Source organism: Anoxybacillus sp. MB8, assembly GCF_011006755.1.
Taxonomy (GTDB): Bacteria; Bacillota; Bacilli; order Bacillales; family Anoxybacillaceae; genus Anoxybacillus; species Anoxybacillus gonensis.
Genome location: NZ_RXXX01000051.1, coordinates 1 through 15,780 on the forward strand (window position 1 = coordinate 1; position 15,780 = coordinate 15,780).

General features: G+C 41.3%; 18 protein-coding genes. 7 read left to right on the forward strand and 11 right to left on the reverse strand.

All coding sequences use genetic code 11. The annotated features are described in order from the left end of the window. Together EKC99_RS13570 and EKC99_RS13575 are read left to right on the forward strand one after the other, a co-directional pair. A partial coding sequence (locus EKC99_RS13570; RefSeq protein ID WP_163152330.1) for a helix-turn-helix domain-containing protein occupies nucleotides 1-203 on the forward strand: 203 nt, incomplete at its 5' end. Beyond that, complete coding sequence (locus EKC99_RS13575) at nucleotides 187-699, forward strand: IS630 family transposase (protein ID WP_075039540.1); 513 nt, start codon at nucleotides 187-189, stop codon at nucleotides 697-699. The genes EKC99_RS13570 and EKC99_RS13575, both read left to right, overlap by 17 nt. A gap of 230 nt (nucleotides 700-929) precedes the next feature. Here EKC99_RS13575 and rlmD read toward each other — a convergent pair whose 3' ends face one another. The 10 genes from rlmD to EKC99_RS13625 form a co-directional block, all read right to left on the reverse strand. Next, entirely contained in the window at nucleotides 930-2,300 is a 1,371-nt protein-coding gene (gene rlmD / locus EKC99_RS13580) for a 23S rRNA (uracil(1939)-C(5))-methyltransferase RlmD (protein ID WP_163152332.1), read from the reverse strand. 65 nt (nucleotides 2,301-2,365) lie between these two features. Then, entirely contained in the window at nucleotides 2,366-3,292 is a 927-nt protein-coding gene (locus EKC99_RS13585) for a diacylglycerol kinase (RefSeq protein WP_163152334.1), read from the reverse strand. Between the two features lie 101 nt (nucleotides 3,293-3,393). Next, nucleotides 3,394-4,182: a sulfite exporter TauE/SafE family protein gene (locus EKC99_RS13590; protein WP_163152336.1), complete on the reverse strand. Its 789-nt coding sequence runs from the start codon at nucleotides 4,180-4,182 to the stop codon at nucleotides 3,394-3,396. Between the two features lie 14 nt (nucleotides 4,183-4,196). After that, on the reverse strand, nucleotides 4,197-4,829 hold the full coding sequence (locus EKC99_RS13595; RefSeq protein WP_163152338.1) for a response regulator transcription factor: 633 nt from the start codon (nucleotides 4,827-4,829) through the stop codon (nucleotides 4,197-4,199). Next, entirely contained in the window at nucleotides 4,810-5,829 is a 1,020-nt protein-coding gene (locus EKC99_RS13600) for a PAS domain-containing sensor histidine kinase (protein WP_163152340.1), read from the reverse strand. The genes EKC99_RS13595 and EKC99_RS13600 overlap by 20 nt, the downstream gene beginning before the upstream one ends. 66 nt (nucleotides 5,830-5,895) lie before the next feature. Next, nucleotides 5,896-7,305: an MBL fold metallo-hydrolase gene (locus EKC99_RS13605; RefSeq protein WP_055441673.1), complete on the reverse strand. Its 1,410-nt coding sequence runs from the start codon at nucleotides 7,303-7,305 to the stop codon at nucleotides 5,896-5,898. Nucleotides 7,306-7,321: 16 nt separating this feature from the next. Next, entirely contained in the window at nucleotides 7,322-7,846 is a 525-nt protein-coding gene (locus EKC99_RS13610) for a hypothetical protein (protein ID WP_055441672.1), read from the reverse strand. Between the two features lie 12 nt (nucleotides 7,847-7,858). Further along, a complete protein-coding gene (locus EKC99_RS13615; protein ID WP_163152342.1) occupies nucleotides 7,859-9,058 on the reverse strand; it encodes an FAD/NAD(P)-binding oxidoreductase in 1,200 nt (399 codons plus the stop codon). Nucleotides 9,059-9,197: 139 nt separating this feature from the next. After that, nucleotides 9,198-9,635, reverse strand: coding sequence for an OsmC family protein (locus tag EKC99_RS13620; RefSeq protein WP_163152344.1), 438 nt, complete (start codon nucleotides 9,633-9,635; stop codon nucleotides 9,198-9,200). 17 nt (nucleotides 9,636-9,652) lie between these two features. After that, nucleotides 9,653-10,615 (reverse strand): arsenic resistance protein, encoded by a 963-nt coding sequence (locus EKC99_RS13625; protein WP_163152345.1) that lies wholly within the window; start codon nucleotides 10,613-10,615, stop codon nucleotides 9,653-9,655. Nucleotides 10,616-10,815: 200 nt separating this feature from the next. On the opposite strand from EKC99_RS13625, the gene EKC99_RS13630 reads away from it, so the two are divergent. The 4 genes from EKC99_RS13630 to EKC99_RS13645 all read left to right on the forward strand — a co-directional run bounded on the left by EKC99_RS13630 (nucleotide 10,816) and on the right by EKC99_RS13645 (nucleotide 14,048). Further along, on the forward strand, nucleotides 10,816-11,487 hold the full coding sequence (locus EKC99_RS13630; protein WP_055441668.1) for a response regulator transcription factor: 672 nt from the start codon (nucleotides 10,816-10,818) through the stop codon (nucleotides 11,485-11,487). Beyond that, nucleotides 11,477-12,838: a sensor histidine kinase gene (locus EKC99_RS13635; RefSeq protein ID WP_163152347.1), complete on the forward strand. Its 1,362-nt coding sequence runs from the start codon at nucleotides 11,477-11,479 to the stop codon at nucleotides 12,836-12,838. The genes EKC99_RS13630 and EKC99_RS13635 overlap by 11 nt, the downstream gene beginning before the upstream one ends. 85 nt (nucleotides 12,839-12,923) lie before the next feature. Further along, complete coding sequence (locus EKC99_RS13640; protein WP_240468887.1) at nucleotides 12,924-13,415, forward strand: hypothetical protein; 492 nt, start codon at nucleotides 12,924-12,926, stop codon at nucleotides 13,413-13,415. After that, nucleotides 13,416-14,048, forward strand: a complete 633-nt coding sequence (locus EKC99_RS13645; protein ID WP_163152351.1) for a PspA/IM30 family protein — start codon at nucleotides 13,416-13,418, stop codon at nucleotides 14,046-14,048. It abuts the gene before it with no gap. A 40-nt stretch (nucleotides 14,049-14,088) separates the two neighbouring features. Here the strand turns inward: EKC99_RS13645 and EKC99_RS13650 are convergent, their stop codons facing one another. Further along, nucleotides 14,089-14,778 carry an FtsB family cell division protein gene (locus tag EKC99_RS13650; RefSeq protein ID WP_240468888.1) on the reverse strand — a complete coding sequence of 230 codons (690 nt, stop codon included), beginning with the start codon at nucleotides 14,776-14,778 and terminating at the stop codon, nucleotides 14,089-14,091. Nucleotides 14,779-14,950: 172 nt separating this feature from the next. On the opposite strand from EKC99_RS13650, the gene EKC99_RS13655 reads away from it, so the two are divergent. Beyond that, nucleotides 14,951-15,780, forward strand: an 830-nt coding sequence (locus EKC99_RS13655; RefSeq protein ID WP_163152353.1) for a transposase, incomplete at its 3' end; no start/stop codon positions are given.

Genomic DNA, 15,780 nt, shown 5'->3' on the forward strand with positions numbered 1-15,780 from the left:
AGTCCTACATCCAACAAACCTATGGTGTTTCGATGTCACGGGAAGGCATTCGGAAGTTGTTGCATCGTCTTCGCTTGTCATGGACACGTCCAACCTATAAGCTCGTCAAAGGCGATCCCGTACTTCAAGCAGCCTTTGAAAAAGAACTCGAGTTTATAAAAAAAACTAATCACGGAAGAAATCGTTCTGCTTCATGTCGATGAAACGCATGTTCGCGCGTATCAAGCGCTTCGTACCACATGGGCAGAAGTAGGGAATCAAAAACAAGTGCCAAGCTACGGTCACCACGCCCACGTATCTATTTTTGGCGCAGTCGATGTGCAAGAAGGGGATGTCGTGTTTCATCGTGCATCATCCGCCAATGCCGAAATGTTCCTTGACTTTTTACGCCTGTTGAAAGAGAAATACGCCGACCGATTCATCGTGCTTGTGTTGGACAATGCGCGTATTCATCATGCCAACATGGTTCGAGCCTTCCTTCAAAGCGAAGAAGGCGATGCCTTTCATTTTATTTTTCTCCCGCCGTATTCGCCTCATTTGAATCCGATTGAACGGTTGTGGAAGTGGCTGAAAGACGAAGTCATCGCCAACATCTTGCATAAAGATCAAAAAGACATCGCCCAGTCGATTACTCGGTTTGAACAACATGTCTTACAGCATCCAGATGAGGTGTTACGCCGCATTGGGTGTGCTGCGTAAACCAGAGGTTAAAATGTCAATTTGGATGTATATAGTTTATATCTATCCTGTCTCCTCAACCTCTATAAAAAATCTATTCTGTCAACTCAACCCTATCGTATTAAGTGTAGTTGACATGTTTCCTCAAAGTATAAAAATAAGGGTTTCCCGACATTAACATCCTCGACAAAGACGTCATGAGAAAAATTCAATGTCAGGAAACCCTTTATCTATCAGTGCTTAAAGTATCTTTATTTCTCCACCCTCGACATCAATGTCACGCACTCAACATGCATCGTATGGGGGAACATGTCGACAGGTTGGACTTCCATTGTTTTGTAGCCACCGTCTTCTAAAATACGCAAGTCGCGGGCGAGGGTCGCTGGGTTGCATGAGACGTATACGACGCGATTTGGCTTCATCGCGATGATTGTTTGCAATAACGATTCCTCACATCCCTTTCGTGGTGGGTCGACAACGATACAATCTGCTTTTACTCCTTGTTCGTACCATTTCGGAATAACGACTTCTGCCTCCCCAACCGCAAACTCCACATTGGTGATGCCGTTTAGTTCAGCGTTTCGTTTAGCGTCGGCAATCGCTTCCGGAACGACTTCGACTCCGTACACTTTTTTCGCTTTTTTTGCTAAAAAGAGAGAAATCGTCCCGATGCCGCAATAAGCGTCAATGACCGTTTCTTCACCCGTTAAGTTCGCGTATGCAATTGCCTGATCATACAACACTTTCGTTTGTTCAGGGTTTACTTGATAAAACGAACGGGCGGAAATCGCAAAACGAACGTCACCGATATAATCATAAATATATTCAGAACCCCAAAGCACGCGCGTTTCTTCTCCCATAATGACATTTGTTCGCTTCGGATTAATATTTTGTACAATCGATTTCACATTCGGCACGCGATCAATAATCGCTTCAATCATTTTCTTTTTATGCGGCAACTCTTCTGTGCGCGTAATAAGGACGACCATTACTTCTTTCGTCGTTGCCCCATAGCGTGCCATAATATGACGAAGAACCCCTTTATGCGTTTGTTCATTATAGGCTGGAATGTTGTATTGCTCGCAAATTTCTTTAACCGTCTGAACGACAATATCGTTCATTTCTTGTTGGATTAAACAGGTATCCATATCAATAATGTCATGGCTTCGCTCTTTGTAAAAACCTGCCACAAGCCTACCTTCGCGCTCACCGACAGGCACTTGCGCTTTGTTTCGATATCGCCATGGGTCACTCATGCCAAGAACAGGATGAACGGTTGCATGTCCAATTTTCCCGATGCGAGCAAGCACTTCTTTGACATGTTTATATTTCGCTTTTAGTTGTCCTTCGTAACGAATATGTTGGAGCTGACATCCGCCGCATTGTTTATAAATCGAACAAGGAGCATCGATGCGATCTTCGCTTTGTTCATATAGCTCGATTAAACGGCCAAAGCCGTACCCTTTTTTCACTTTGACAACTTTCACTTTCGCTTTTTCGCCTGGTAAACCGTTCGGAACGAAAATTGGAAAGCCATCAATTTTTGCTACTCCTGCGCCGTCGTGTGTTAAATCTTCAAAAATGACATCGTAATATTCATTTTTTGCTACTGGTGCTTCCATATTTCTTTCCCCTTCCGCAAAATTGCTGTCAAGATTGTAGCATAGTCGAATAAAAAAGAACAGGTTTATTCCCCTGTTCTCATTTGTTCAGCTTTTTCTTTCGGAACAAATACGTTTATATGACGGTACAAGTTGACAAATTCCCCCGGAAGCATTCCGCCATACTCGCCATCTAAATTGAGCTGCATATTTTCTTCCGTATACACTTTTACGCGGTTTGCTTTTGTATAAATGATGTGTGGGTCGTGAATATGTTCACCCCGTAGTGCGAGCGTTGCAATTTTAATAAATTCTGCTAAGTTCGTTTCTTTTAAAATAATTAAATCAAACATGCCGTCATTTAACGATGAATTTGGGGCTAATTTTTCAAAGCCGCCAACAGAGTTCGTCAGCGAAACGAGAAAAAGCATCACAGCGCCTTCAAACATTTTGCCGTCGTACTCAATTTTTACATGGACAGGATGAAGGGAAGGAAGCATCTCAATTCCTTTCAAATAGTAGGCAAGTTGACCAATCATCGTTTTTAATTTACTTGGCACTTCGTACGTTAATTCCGTTAAGCGCCCACCGCCTGCGATGTTAATAAAATAATGTGTTTTTCCTTCGTTTGTCACTGCCCCAATGTCAATCGGCACCGCTTCCCCATTTACGATGACATCACACGCTCCTTCAATCGAGCGTGGCACGCCGATGGCACGGGCGAAATCGTTCGTCGTACCGACTGGAATAATGCCGAGGTTCGGACGATATGAAGCCTCAGCTAGCCCGTTTACTACTTCGTTAATCGTTCCATCGCCACCTGCGGCAATGACGAGATCAAATTCGCGTTCTACCGCTCGTTTTGCCGCCTCTGTCGCATCCCCCGCCCCTGTTGTCGCATGACATGACGTTTCATATCCTGCTTGTTCAAGTCGAATCAGTACATCAGGCAAATGTTTTTTAAATATTTCCCTTCCTGACGTCGGATTATAAATAATACGTGCTCGTTTCATCCTCATCATCCTATTTGTTTTATTTTTCCACTATTTAACATCATACCAAATTTTCATTCATGTTGCAACGAACAAAAGAAAGCCGACTCAAATGAGCCAGCTTACGCAAACATTTCATACCAAATTTTTATCACAGTCGCTACAATTAATACAAGCAAAATGTATTCCAGCACTTTTGTGTTCATTTTTTGACTCCATTTCGCCCCGATCGGCGCCGCTAGTAAACTAGCAATGACCATCACAAGCGATGGAACGAGGAGCATATGCCCCCCCATCACTTTTCCAACCGTCGCCCCGATCGATGAAATGAACGTAATTGCCACCGATGAACCGATCGCAATGCGCGTTGGCACTTTTAAAATGACGAGCATAATCGGTACGATAATAAACGCTCCTGCTGCTCCGACAATACCGGAAGCAATTCCAACAATAAACGATAACATAACTGCATACAATCGGTTAAATGCAAGTTGCTCTGATGAGACATGTTCGCTCCCCTTTGGCTTTGGGAAAAACATTAATACGGCTGCAATGGACGCTAAAATGGCATATACAACATTAATTGTCTCATCGGCTAAAAACTTTGAACCGTATCCACCAATGAAACTACCAATGACAATGGCTGTTCCCATGTAGCCAACGAGCCGACCCGATACATATCCCCCTTTTTTAAACACGACAAGAGCGGCAAGTGTCGAGAAAAATACTTGTACCGCACTAATGGCGGACACTTCTTGCGCGGTAAAAGCAGTAAAGCCAAGGAGAGGTGGAATGTATAAAAGCATCGGATATTTAATGACCGAGCCACCGATACCGACCATCCCTGATAAAATAGAGCCGATGGCGCCAATAAAAAAAAGAACAAGCAAATGGGAAAATGTATATTCCATATCAAACGCTCCCTTTACACTAAGTCGGCAATATGATTTTTTAAGGCGTATTGAATGAGTTCATGTTTTTCCTTAATGCCAAGTTTTTGCATAATGTTTGTTTTATGGTTTTCGACCGTTTTCGGACTAATTTTTAACTTATTTGCAATTTGATTGTTCGTATATCCTAAAAAGGTTAACCGAACAATTTCACGTTCGCGATTCGTAAGCGGTGACTTCGGCTCTTTTTCCGCAAACATTTTTTCAAGCCGTTCCTCAGGAATATGGGTACGGTAAAATCGCTTGTCGTGATATACTGCTTGCAATGCTTCGTGCAAATCATTTGTTTGGCTGTTTTTTAACAAGTAACCGTGAATATTATATTGAATCGCTTTTTGTACATATATTTCTTCATCATGCATCGTTAAAACGATAATTTTCACATCTTCTAATTCATCCATAATCGTTTTGGCGGTTGTAAATCCGTCAAGCCCTGTCGGCATCGAAAGATCGAGCAAAATGACATCTGGATGATGTTTTAATGCCAGTGTAATGGCATCGCAACCGTTGCTTGCCTCCCCAACGACTTCCACATCAGAAAATCCTTCAAGAAGGAGGCGAATACCTTTTCGAATTAAATCATGATCGTCAACGATTAACACTTTCATCCTCTCCGTCCTCCTCTAATGGCACACGCACAAAAATCGTTGTTCCTTTCATTGGTGCTGATGTAATAGTCGTTTCTCCCCCAAGATGAAAAACACGTTCTTGAATATGTTTTAAGCCGAGCCCTTCACGCTTTTCTTCAACGTGGAAACCGACACCGTTATCTACAACAGATACAAGTAATTCCCGTTCCGTCTGTTCAATCGAAATGGACACTTCTGTTGCCTTTGCATATTTCATCACGTTATGTAGCGCTTCTTGAATGATGCGATACAAGTTAATTTCCATCGTCGGTGACAAGCGTGTATATACGTTTGTTTGAAATGAAAATAACGTATTTGGCATTTTCGATTGAAGTGACTGAATAAGCGACTGAATCGTTGGAATAAGCCCGAGCGCATCTAAACTTTTTGGACGAAGTTGTTGAGCATATAGTTTTACATCTTCCATGACGCGTCCAAGTTCTTCACGCACTTCTTTGACGTATGCATGGAGCTTCTCATCTTGTATACGTTGAATAATATTATCTAACGCGATGGAAATGCTGTAGAGCGACTGCCCGACACCGTCATGCAATTCTTGTGCTAAACGTTTATGTTCCTCTTCCTTTGCTTCGGTTAGTTTTTTCACCATCCACTTTGAACGACGTGCTTCCTCTTCTTTTTTCTTCGCTGTTTGATCGCGCAAAACAAGCAAATAATATTTCGCATCATCTTGTTCGAGGATAAGTGCTGTGCTCATTTCTACATCAATTAACTGTCCATGATACGTCGGCATTTCCGATAAAAAATACGGTACTTCTTCTGTTGCGATTAAATAACATCGCTCTTGTCCTTCACGTACATCACGCTGTTGACAAAACGAGCAGTAAGGCACTTTTTCACCTAGTTGCCAGCCGGTAAGCCGTTTGGCAGCTGGATTCATTTCGACGATCGTTCGCTCATGGTCCATGACAATAATTCCATCTTGAATATACGCAAAAATTTTATCTAAAAATTGCATGTTCTCACCTCTCTTTCATTATAAGAGAGGAGTAAGATGAAAAGAAAGGACTGACAACGTCAGCCCTTATGATTGCTTCACAACAGGAAGCTTTTCTCTCGTCCACGCTAAATATCCGCCTTTTAAGTTAAGCACTTGTTTGAATCCTTTTGCTTGCAAAATGCTTGCGCCAATTGCTGAACGCGCACCTGAGCGACATTGAACAATATATGTTTTATCCTCTGGAAGCTCATTTAAACGGTCCGCAAGCGTACCAAGCATAATATGTTGTGCACCTTCAATGTACCCTTCGTCCCATTCTGCTTGATTGCGTACATCAACGAGATGATAGCGATCATCGTTTAAATATTGTTGTAGTTGATGGACATCAATTTCTTCGTAGCTTTCCACTTCACCGCTTAAGGCAACGGATGGCTCAATATATGCTACAACGCGATCTAATCCGATATAAGCAAGCGCCTTGCGAATCGCTTGTACATCTTCTTGATTAGCGATTAACACGATATCTTGATCATAGTTAATTAACCAACCCGCCCAGTTTGTAAATGACTTGTTAAAGGGAATGTTGATTGCTCCAGCATAATGTGCCTTCGCAAACTCTTGAGACGGACGAACATCTAAAATAAACGCTCCGTTTGCTTTATATTCGTCAAGTTGTTCACGTGTTTGTAACGACAGTACTTCTTCTTCATTTAAATATGCAGGTCCAATTTTGTTTACTTTCTTCATCATCGCAAAATATTTTGGTGGCTCTGGTTGACCTGTAAGCAATAATTTCACAAATTCTTCTTCATCTTCAATTTTCAACGCCCAGTTGTTCAATTTTTCATATCCAACGGTTGAAACAGGAACGGCTCCAAGCGCTTTTCCGCATGCGCTTCCTGCCCCGTGCGCTGGCCATACTTGTAAGTAATCTGGGAGAGCTTTGAATTTTTTCAACGATTGGAACATTTGACGAGCGCCAACATCTGCTGTACCAGCAACTCCAGCTGCCTTTTCAAGTAAGTCCGGGCGACCGATGTCACCAACGAAAACGAAGTCACCTGTGAAAATACCCATTGGTTCTGTTGAACCGCCACCTTTATCTGTTAAAATGAACGAAATATGTTCTGGTGTATGACCTGGTGTATGAAGCACTTTAAACTCAACATTACCGACTGTAAACATGCTTCCTTCTTTCACAAGCTCGTAATCGACTTCATCTAAATATTGATATTTCCAGTTCGCATCCCCTTCATCAGATAAATAAAGTTTTGCCCCACAACGTTTTGCTAATTCTTTCGCTCCTGAAACAAAGTCCGCATGAATGTGTGTTTCTGTTGCAGCAACAATTTGCAATCCTTCTTTTTTCGCTGTGTCGATGTACCAATCAACATTGCGACCTGGATCAATAACGATCGCTTCTCCTGTACGTTGACAACCAACTAAGTAAGACATGTGCGCTAATTGCTCATCGAAAAATGAACGAAATAACATATACATCCCCTCCAAATTATTTATGTTTACTTGCTACATCAAGTAGCGTTTCTATATATTTCACCCCATCTTGAATCAATGGGTGTTTTAACAAACGGTACATGCGTAATAGTGATACATGAGATGAGTCGCGTTCACGTTGAAAGCGTTCGTTTGTTTCTTTTAAAATGTTCAATCCCTTTTCAATTGGAACAATATCTTTTGCTCCTTCTATCGCATATGCCATCGACTCACGATCGTTGATGACGCTTGTCGCGAACGAAATGAACTCTTCTGCCTTTTGCAACCATTGAACGAGCGTCGGCAACAGTTGAATGAGGGTTGCAAGTGCTTCGATGTGCTCTGTTGTCAATCGAAATGGCGCTGTTTTTTCCTCAAATTCTGTAAACAATGCTTCAAGTGATTGTTTATCGTTTATCACATGCTGAACAACTGCAATTTTTTCTTCTACCGATTCCATCGCTTCTTTTAGTTGAGGAAGCTTCTCAATAAAGTAACGGAGCGCTTCTTGTTGTTCTTCGGTTTCGAGTAACTGCACCATGTTCTCCCCCCTCTACATAAGACCTTTTAACATGCCGTTCCAGTAGACGATCGGTAATAAGTTTCGTTTCATGATATACATGCTCATCCGCTCCTTTGATTGATCAAACGGAAACGTTTCTTGCGGATTTTTATCATAATCAAACTCGGCTAAAACGAGCTTATTATAACCGGTTACGAGCGGACATGATGTGTAACCATCGTAACGTGCCTTTAACGGTTTTCCGTTCATGTGTGCTAGTAAATTTTCAGCGACAACCGGCGCTTGTTTTCGAATGGCTGCCCCTGTTTTTGACGTCGGTAAGTTTGTGCAATCACCTGCGCCAAATACATTTTCATATGTTTTATGCTGCAATGTATACGGATCGACGTCGACCCATCCTGCCGCGTCGGCTAATGGACTTTTCTTAATAAACGCTGGTGGTCCCATTGGCGGCGTCACATGAATCATATCGAAACTTAATGTAAAGCGTTCGTTCGTATCGAGATGTTCAAATGTCGCTTTTTTTGCTTCGCCATCAATTTCAACTAATTCAACACGATATTTTGTTTCAATATTTTTTCGTTGAATAACCTGTTCAAGTGTATCAGCATATCGCTTTACCGCAAAAATGTTTGGCAATCCTGAAGCGAAAATGATGTTTGTTTTGTCGCGTACACCAGACTGACGGAAATAATCGTCAGCTAAATACATAATTTTTTGTGGTGCACCGCCGCACTTCACTTGTGTGCTCGGTTGTGTGAAAATAGCCGTGCCACCGCGGAAATTGCGAATATTTTCCCACGTGCTCTGCACATAATCGTATGAATAATTGCTGCAAACACCGTTTTTGCCGATCGTTTCTTCCAGTCCTTTAATTTGATCCCAATAAATTTCAACACCTGCTGCGACAACTAAATAGTCGTAACGAACGGTTGAACCTTCTTTCGTTTTTAACGTATTATTTTCTGGCGAGAACGTATCGACCGCTTCTTTCAACCATTTTGCTCCGTCTGGGATAAGCGATGCTTGCTCGCGAACAGAATCTTCAACTTTAGCTGCCCCGCCACCAACAAGCGTCCAAAGCGGTTGATAATAATGTTTATCTGATGGATCAATAAGCAGCACTTGTCCATGTAATTGACGATTTTTTCTTAACAGACGTGCTGCAATGGAAATCCCTGCTGAACCTGCTCCAACAATTGCTACTTTTACATCATAGACGTTCGCCATCGTTCATCGCTCCTTTTGTATCCGCTTTCAAATCTGTTTTTCTTAACTTAATTACATTGTATATGTTGTTAACTTATATACCCATAGGGGATTTCCCTTATCTTTTTTGACATAAAAAAGAGCGGTAAACACCGCTCGACTACGCTTTATACCATTGATCATTCATTTGTACGCCTGCTGCTTTAAGCATCGTATATACAGGGCAACGTGCTTCTACTTTCTCTTTTAGTTGTTGAATACGCTCTTCACTTTCATTCGTTTTCACAGCCACTTCAATTGACACATTTTCAAAATAAGGACGAACGGATGAATCGCCCATAAATCCACGTGGATCTATTTGACCTTTTACTACAAACGTCATGTCTTGTAAATCAAAATTCATTTCTTTTGCAACAACACGTGCAGTAACATTTTCACAGGCAGCAAGCGCTCCAAGAACCATTTGAAGCGGATTAGCCCCTAAATCTTGACCACCCATTTGTTTTGCTTCATCAATAACGAACTCATGTTTCCCTGCTTTCACATGTGTTGTAACTCCTTCTACTGTTGCTTGAACGATAAATGCCATTTTATTCATGATCAACAGCTCCTTTCTTAGTTGTTTTGTTGCTTAAACCAATATTTACTTGCTATTTTTCCATAGTAAGCAATCGACTGTTGCTGAACGATAAAAGCGAGAGTAACAATGAGCGCTGCTTCCGCACCAAAAGACGTTGCAGCTAAACCAATTGCAATAGATAAATTACGTAAAACTGTTCCATTAACAAGTGCAATTCCGTCTTCACGGTTAAAAAACTGTTTCGCCACAAATGTGCTAATCACATAGTTGATAAAGTAGAAAAGTAACAATACTGCCAATGCGATGACAATAAGCTGTAAGTTCGATACAATCATTTTTGCTCGCATGCTAATGCTGACAAATACAACATACAACATACCCCAAATACTTAAAGGTGCAAAGTTTGGCTTCACTTGTTTTTGAAATTGTTCTGGTGTATATGTTTTCATTAACCATTTAAATGTAAGATGTCCAAGAATCATCGGTACAAACACAACAAGCAAAATCGTTCGGAACGTTTCCATGACGTTAATATCGACGTATTTTCCGACCATCACAAGCAAATACCATGGTGTTAGTAACGAACCGAGAATTAAACCAAATACGGTCAATTTTACTGCTGCTGTCATATTCCCTTTTTGAATAGCCGTCCACGAGATCGTCATACCACTTGTTGGAAGCAATGCCGATAACGCAAGTCCCGCAAACATAATCGGATGATTGTGCAATAATGTCTTTCCGATGAGAAAAGCAACGAATGGAATCAGAACAAAGTTAATAACAATAGAAGCAAATAATATTTTCTTTTCTTTTAGATGTGTTAATTCCTTCCATTTGAAACCAACCATCGTTGCATAAATCATGACGATTGTCGCAAATAAAATCGTGGACTTCAAAAAACTTGTATCGACAAACGTTCCAACGATAAATCCGAGCAACAGTGTTGCTGGAACACTAACAAGTAAATATTTTTGTGGGAAAAAATATAATTTTTTCATCGTATCCCCCTTTCTATACCCAAATAGGTATTACGATATATACTATAAGGGGTATATAAAAACTTTGCAATCTTTTTCACAAACTTGTCATATTGATATCGTTTTCACGATTTTATATTTCCCCTTTCTTGTTCATTTATGATGTTTTCACCCGTTTTTCATCAACATTTGATATGATGAAAGAAAAAAAGGTGATCAGGATGAAAGTGTTGCTTGCAGAAGACGATATACATTTAGGTGAACTCATCGTCCATTTATTGAAGAAAAAAGGAGTCGAGCATATAGACTGGGTGCAAGAAGGAGAAGATGCCTATGACTACGCCCTCGCATCATTTTACGATGTGATCATTTTAGATTGGATGTTACCAAATGGCGATGGGGTGAGCGTATGTCAACGTTTAAGAAAAAATGGTTATCACGGAGCGATTTTAATGTTAACCGCAAAAGATGCGGTTCAAGATCGCGTTGAAGGACTAGAAGCTGGAGCGGACGATTATTTGGTGAAACCGTTTGAAATCGACGAGCTCATGGCGCGACTGAAAGCGTTAGCGCGACGTTCGTTTGCGCCGATTCAAGAGGAAATCGTTCGCTGGGGAGCATTTGAAGTGAATCGTACAAGTCATACATTGATGAAAAACGGACAGCAAATTATATTAACTCCACGTGAATTTCAACTACTTGATTTATTATTGCAAAATAGAGGACGCGTTCTAACGCGCGATATCATTCTCGATCGTATTTGGGGATATGATGCTGATGTGTCGATGAAAACAATTGATGCCACCGTGAAGTTGTTGCGTAAAAAAATTGGCGATGAACAGCAACAGCTGATTAAAACGGTGCGTGGGGTGGGATATACCATTGAAAAATAGCATTCGCTCCTTTTTCCATCATTCTGATATGTTTCGTCGTACACAATGGCGATTAACTGCCACATATAGCGGTATTCTCATCGCTTTTTTAGCCATTTTTATCGCGATTGTTTCTTTTCTTATTCATACCGTTATTACAAATGACCAAGAGCGACGCATTCACACACTCGCCGAACAAGAAAGTCAAACGATTCAAAACATGCTAGAAGAACAATCGTTTATCGGGTGGCCTGCCGACCAAAATGTTATTTTCTTAAGTGAAGATCAACTATTTTTTTACGTCGTTGACACACGTGGACGATTGATGATGGGGGACGAAGTAAATAAAGGATTGCGTCCGCTCCTTCTTTCGACGCTTCAACCGTGGACGCCAGAAAAAAACGAATTAAGATATGTAGAAATAACTGTCCCTCATCATCGGCATGAGTTAAAACGATTTCGGGCGGATGAATTAAAAATACTAACTGTCGCTCGTCCTGTGATTGTTGATCAGCAGCTCGTCGGGGTTTTATATGTCGGCATGGATGTCACAAGCATGTTCCGTTTGCTAAAATGGTCAACATTTATTTTGCTTAGCCTTGGTACTTTATTCATCGCTGTCGCTATTGTTTTTAGCTATTTCATGTCAAAACGGGCGCTCGTCCCCATTCAAGATGCTTACAATCGCCAACGTCAATTTGTGGCGGATGCTTCTCATGAATTGCGAACGCCGCTTAGCGTCATTTTTTCTTCTGTTGAAGCGTTAAAAATGGATATGTCATTAACGTCTGATGAGTTTAGCCGAAAAACGATTGAACGTCTAGGGGACGAAACGAAACGAATGACAAAACTCATTAACGATCTTCTCACCCTTGCACGCACAGACGATGCAAAGATCCAAATTGAAAAAAAACCGTTTGATTTGCGGGCATGTGCGGAACATACGTTACAATCGTTACAAGAACTCGCAAGCAAAAAGAACATCATCCTCCATTTTCATGCCCCCGAACAAATTGAATTTGTCGGGGATGCTGATAAATGTACGCAACTGCTATACATTTTGCTTGATAATGCGATCAAATATACACCCGAAGGCGGAACGGTTTCCCTTTCATTAACTCAACATGTCATAAAACAACGGAAAGTCGTGAAAATATGTGTTGCTGATACAGGTATTGGAATTGCCCATGAACACCTCCCGCACATCTTTGACCGCTTTTATCGTGCGGACAAAGCGCGAACGCGACAAATTGGCGGACACGGACTTGGACTTTCCATCGCCAAATGGATTGTCGAAGCACATGAGGGAAACATTCAAGTACAAAGCGAAGTGGGCAAAGGAACGACATTCACTGTCATCTTTCCTCATTAACGTGCACAAATGTGGCACGTTTTTTTCTTTTTCACCTAATTTTCTCTTTTCGCTTGTACAATTCAAACTGTAAACGACAAAGGAGGTGGAAAAATTGAAGAAGCGAGCAATTTTCTTCTTGCTAGGTACGGTGATCGTCGTCGCTATATTAGCACACGTTGCTATCTATTTGATGCACATCGGCTGGAGCGGACGCATGCCAGAAGCACACATGATGGAAATGGGGAAACAGCACCGAGCATTCGGTCACCACGGTCCACGAATGATGCGACCACACGGCATGCCGATGTTCGGATGGATGTCTTTCCTCATTCAACTTGCATTTCTAGTCGTCGGATGGATTATTTGGAAAGCGACGAAAGGTCCCGGCAAATGGATTGGCGGTGCACTGATGGCGATTGGTCTCGTTGCGCTTTTACCAAAAGCGTTGCTTGCCGTTTTAGCGATCATTGCAGCGTACGTTTTACTGAGAGACAAAACGAAGCCGACACTTGAATTTGAACCATTTGTCTCACCGATTCAAAACTATAGCTTTTTAGATGAATGGGAAAAAACAATACAAAAGGAGGAAAAATAAATGGGCATTTTGAAACGTGTCAAACATGTCGTCCTCGCTGACTTACATGATATGATTGACAAATGTGAAGATCCAATTCGCATGACAAAGCAATACATTCGTGAACTAGAAGAGCAACTTGAAAAAGCACAACAAGCACTTGCACACCAATTCATGTTAGAACAAAAATATGAGCGTCTCATCGCAGATGCGAAAGAAATGATTGAAAAACGGGCTCGTCAAGCAAAACTAGCCGTTGAAAAAAATGAAGAGCCAATCGCAAAAATGGCTCTCCAAGAAAAAATCGCCTATGAAAAAAAAGTAGAACTATATACGCAACAATACAATACATTAAAAGAAAAAACAACTGCTTTAACAGAAAAAGTGAAACAATTGTACGAAACATATGAACAATTAAAAGTAAAACAAATGCAGCTCATGACGCGCTTTTATGTGGCGGAAGCGATGAAACAAATGGATGAAGCGATGACGTCTTTCCGTTATGACCATGTCGTAAAAGGCTTTGCACGCATGGAAGAAAAAGTGATGTTACTTGAAGCAGAAACAAAAGCACGATCTGTCATTCAAACGATGCCTTCTCAATCGTTTGACGCTGAAGTCGAACAACAGTTAAAACAACTAAAAGAGAAATAAAAATGAAGGGTGTCCGAAATCAAGGACACCCTCATCTTCTCTATGTCGTCCATTCATCATGAATGATGCCGACAAGTTTCCATTGACCGTTTTCTTGTTCAAAAACAAGACGCAAACTCCGCCAATCCATGCCACTATATTGTGGATCAAAGCCCGTAAAATGAAATTCAACGAAGGAGCTATTTACATATACTTGCTGAATGTTATTAATCATATTCCCTTCGCCGACAACAACATTGTTACCGATCATATGCGGATTAGCAAAATCAACATCATAGACGAAGCGGTCGAAATAGTCTTGAAACGTGAGCTGAATTGGATCACCTGAACCGTCATACACTCCCCATTGATATACTTGGGTTGAGGACCAAAGGGAAGGAAGTTGAGATGCTGAAAACTGTAAATCATGTTGGACATCAATATGACCATACGGACTGAAACGTACTCCAGCTGTGGAGTGGACGTAAGATGAGAGCGTATTCATATCGTGATTTTTTAGCGCATTCACGACATCTAAAGCAACAGATAAAAGAGAGGACGGATTAACTTGATTTACCTGGCTTTTTAATTGCTCATTTTCTTGTTGAAGCTGTTTATTTTTCTTTTGTAGTTGTTCAATGGTCGTTTGCTGTTTTGTCATTGTTTGCTTCAACTGTTTGACATTCGATTCGTCTTGCTGGGCTGTACAACCGACAAGTAAAATGATAAACGCTACAATCAACCGTTTCACAATCTCACATCCTTTTTCTTTTAGTATATCACCTACAAACAAAAAGGGGCTGACCCAAAACGCTAATGCGCTTTGGGTCTAGCCCTTTCTTTTTTGCCCAAAAATAGAAGAATCGCTCATTTTCTGGTAGAATAGAGTCACCACAACTCACCGAAAAAGGAGCGATTCTTTTATGAAACATAATCATATTTCTTTCAAAGATTATACCATGGATAACCTCACGTTGCCAAGCAATATTGCCGATCTCATTCCACCAGACAACATGGCTCATGTGGTTCATGAAATGGTCGAGCGCATTCCGATGGAAACATTTCTTCCATACTATAAAGGTGGGGGCACTTCTTCTTATCATCCGAAAATGATGACAAAAATCATCCTTTATGCCTACACCCAAAAAATATATCATGGTCGCGAGATTGCACGACAACTCGAAGTTCATCTTCCACTCATGTGGCTGAGTGGATTTCAAAAACCAGACTTTCGTTCGATCAATCGATTTCGCTCTGAACGAATGAAAGGCTTGATTGACGACTTATTTCGAGAAATGATCACTCTGCTCGTCGCGGATGGGTACGTCAACATGGAAGACTATTTCGTCGATGGGACGAAAATTGAAGCGAATGCCAACCGATACACGTTCGTTTGGCGGAAATCCGCCGAGAAGTACCAAGAGAAATTACACGCCAATGTGGATCAGCTTATCGCCCAGATCGATGCGATCGTGAAAGAAGAAGAAAACACGGAAGAAATCGACGCTTCGCCTGCTTTTACGTCAAAAGAGATCCGAGAGAAAACCGAGGAGTGGGAAAAACGGTTGGAGGTCGAGCCGGACAACCAACCATTGAAGAAGGCTGTCAAAAAAATGAAGGAAGACTACTTACCACGCAGCGAAAAGTATGAAAATCAACTTCAAGTATGTGGGGATCGCAACAGTTACTCCAAGACGGATACGGATGCGACGTTCATGCGTTTGAAAGAAGATCATATGCGAAATGGTCAATT

What these genes read in the sequence shown, in the direction of transcription:
- rlmD (WP_163152332.1), bottom strand. Translation starts at nt 2,300, where the DNA reads ATGGAAGCACCAGTAGCAAAAAATGAATATTACGATGTCATTTTTGAA.
- EKC99_RS13585 (WP_163152334.1), bottom strand. Translation starts at nt 3,292, where the DNA reads ATGAAACGAGCACGTATTATTTATAATCCGACGTCAGGAAGGGAAATA.
- EKC99_RS13590 (WP_163152336.1), bottom strand. Translation starts at nt 4,182, where the DNA reads ATGGAATATACATTTTCCCATTTGCTTGTTCTTTTTTTTATTGGCGCC.
- EKC99_RS13595 (WP_163152338.1), bottom strand. Translation starts at nt 4,829, where the DNA reads ATGAAAGTGTTAATCGTTGACGATCATGATTTAATTCGAAAAGGTATT.
- EKC99_RS13600 (WP_163152340.1), bottom strand. Translation starts at nt 5,829, where the DNA reads ATGCAATTTTTAGATAAAATTTTTGCGTATATTCAAGATGGAATTATT.
- EKC99_RS13605 (WP_055441673.1), bottom strand. Translation starts at nt 7,305, where the DNA reads ATGTTATTTCGTTCATTTTTCGATGAGCAATTAGCGCACATGTCTTAC.
- EKC99_RS13610 (WP_055441672.1), bottom strand. Translation starts at nt 7,846, where the DNA reads ATGGTGCAGTTACTCGAAACCGAAGAACAACAAGAAGCGCTCCGTTAC.
- EKC99_RS13615 (WP_163152342.1), bottom strand. Translation starts at nt 9,058, where the DNA reads ATGGCGAACGTCTATGATGTAAAAGTAGCAATTGTTGGAGCAGGTTCA.
- EKC99_RS13620 (WP_163152344.1), bottom strand. Translation starts at nt 9,635, where the DNA reads ATGAATAAAATGGCATTTATCGTTCAAGCAACAGTAGAAGGAGTTACA.
- EKC99_RS13625 (WP_163152345.1), bottom strand. Translation starts at nt 10,615, where the DNA reads ATGAAAAAATTATATTTTTTCCCACAAAAATATTTACTTGTTAGTGTT.
- EKC99_RS13630 (WP_055441668.1), top strand. Translation starts at nt 10,816, where the DNA reads ATGAAAGTGTTGCTTGCAGAAGACGATATACATTTAGGTGAACTCATC.
- EKC99_RS13645 (WP_163152351.1), top strand. Translation starts at nt 13,416, where the DNA reads ATGGGCATTTTGAAACGTGTCAAACATGTCGTCCTCGCTGACTTACAT.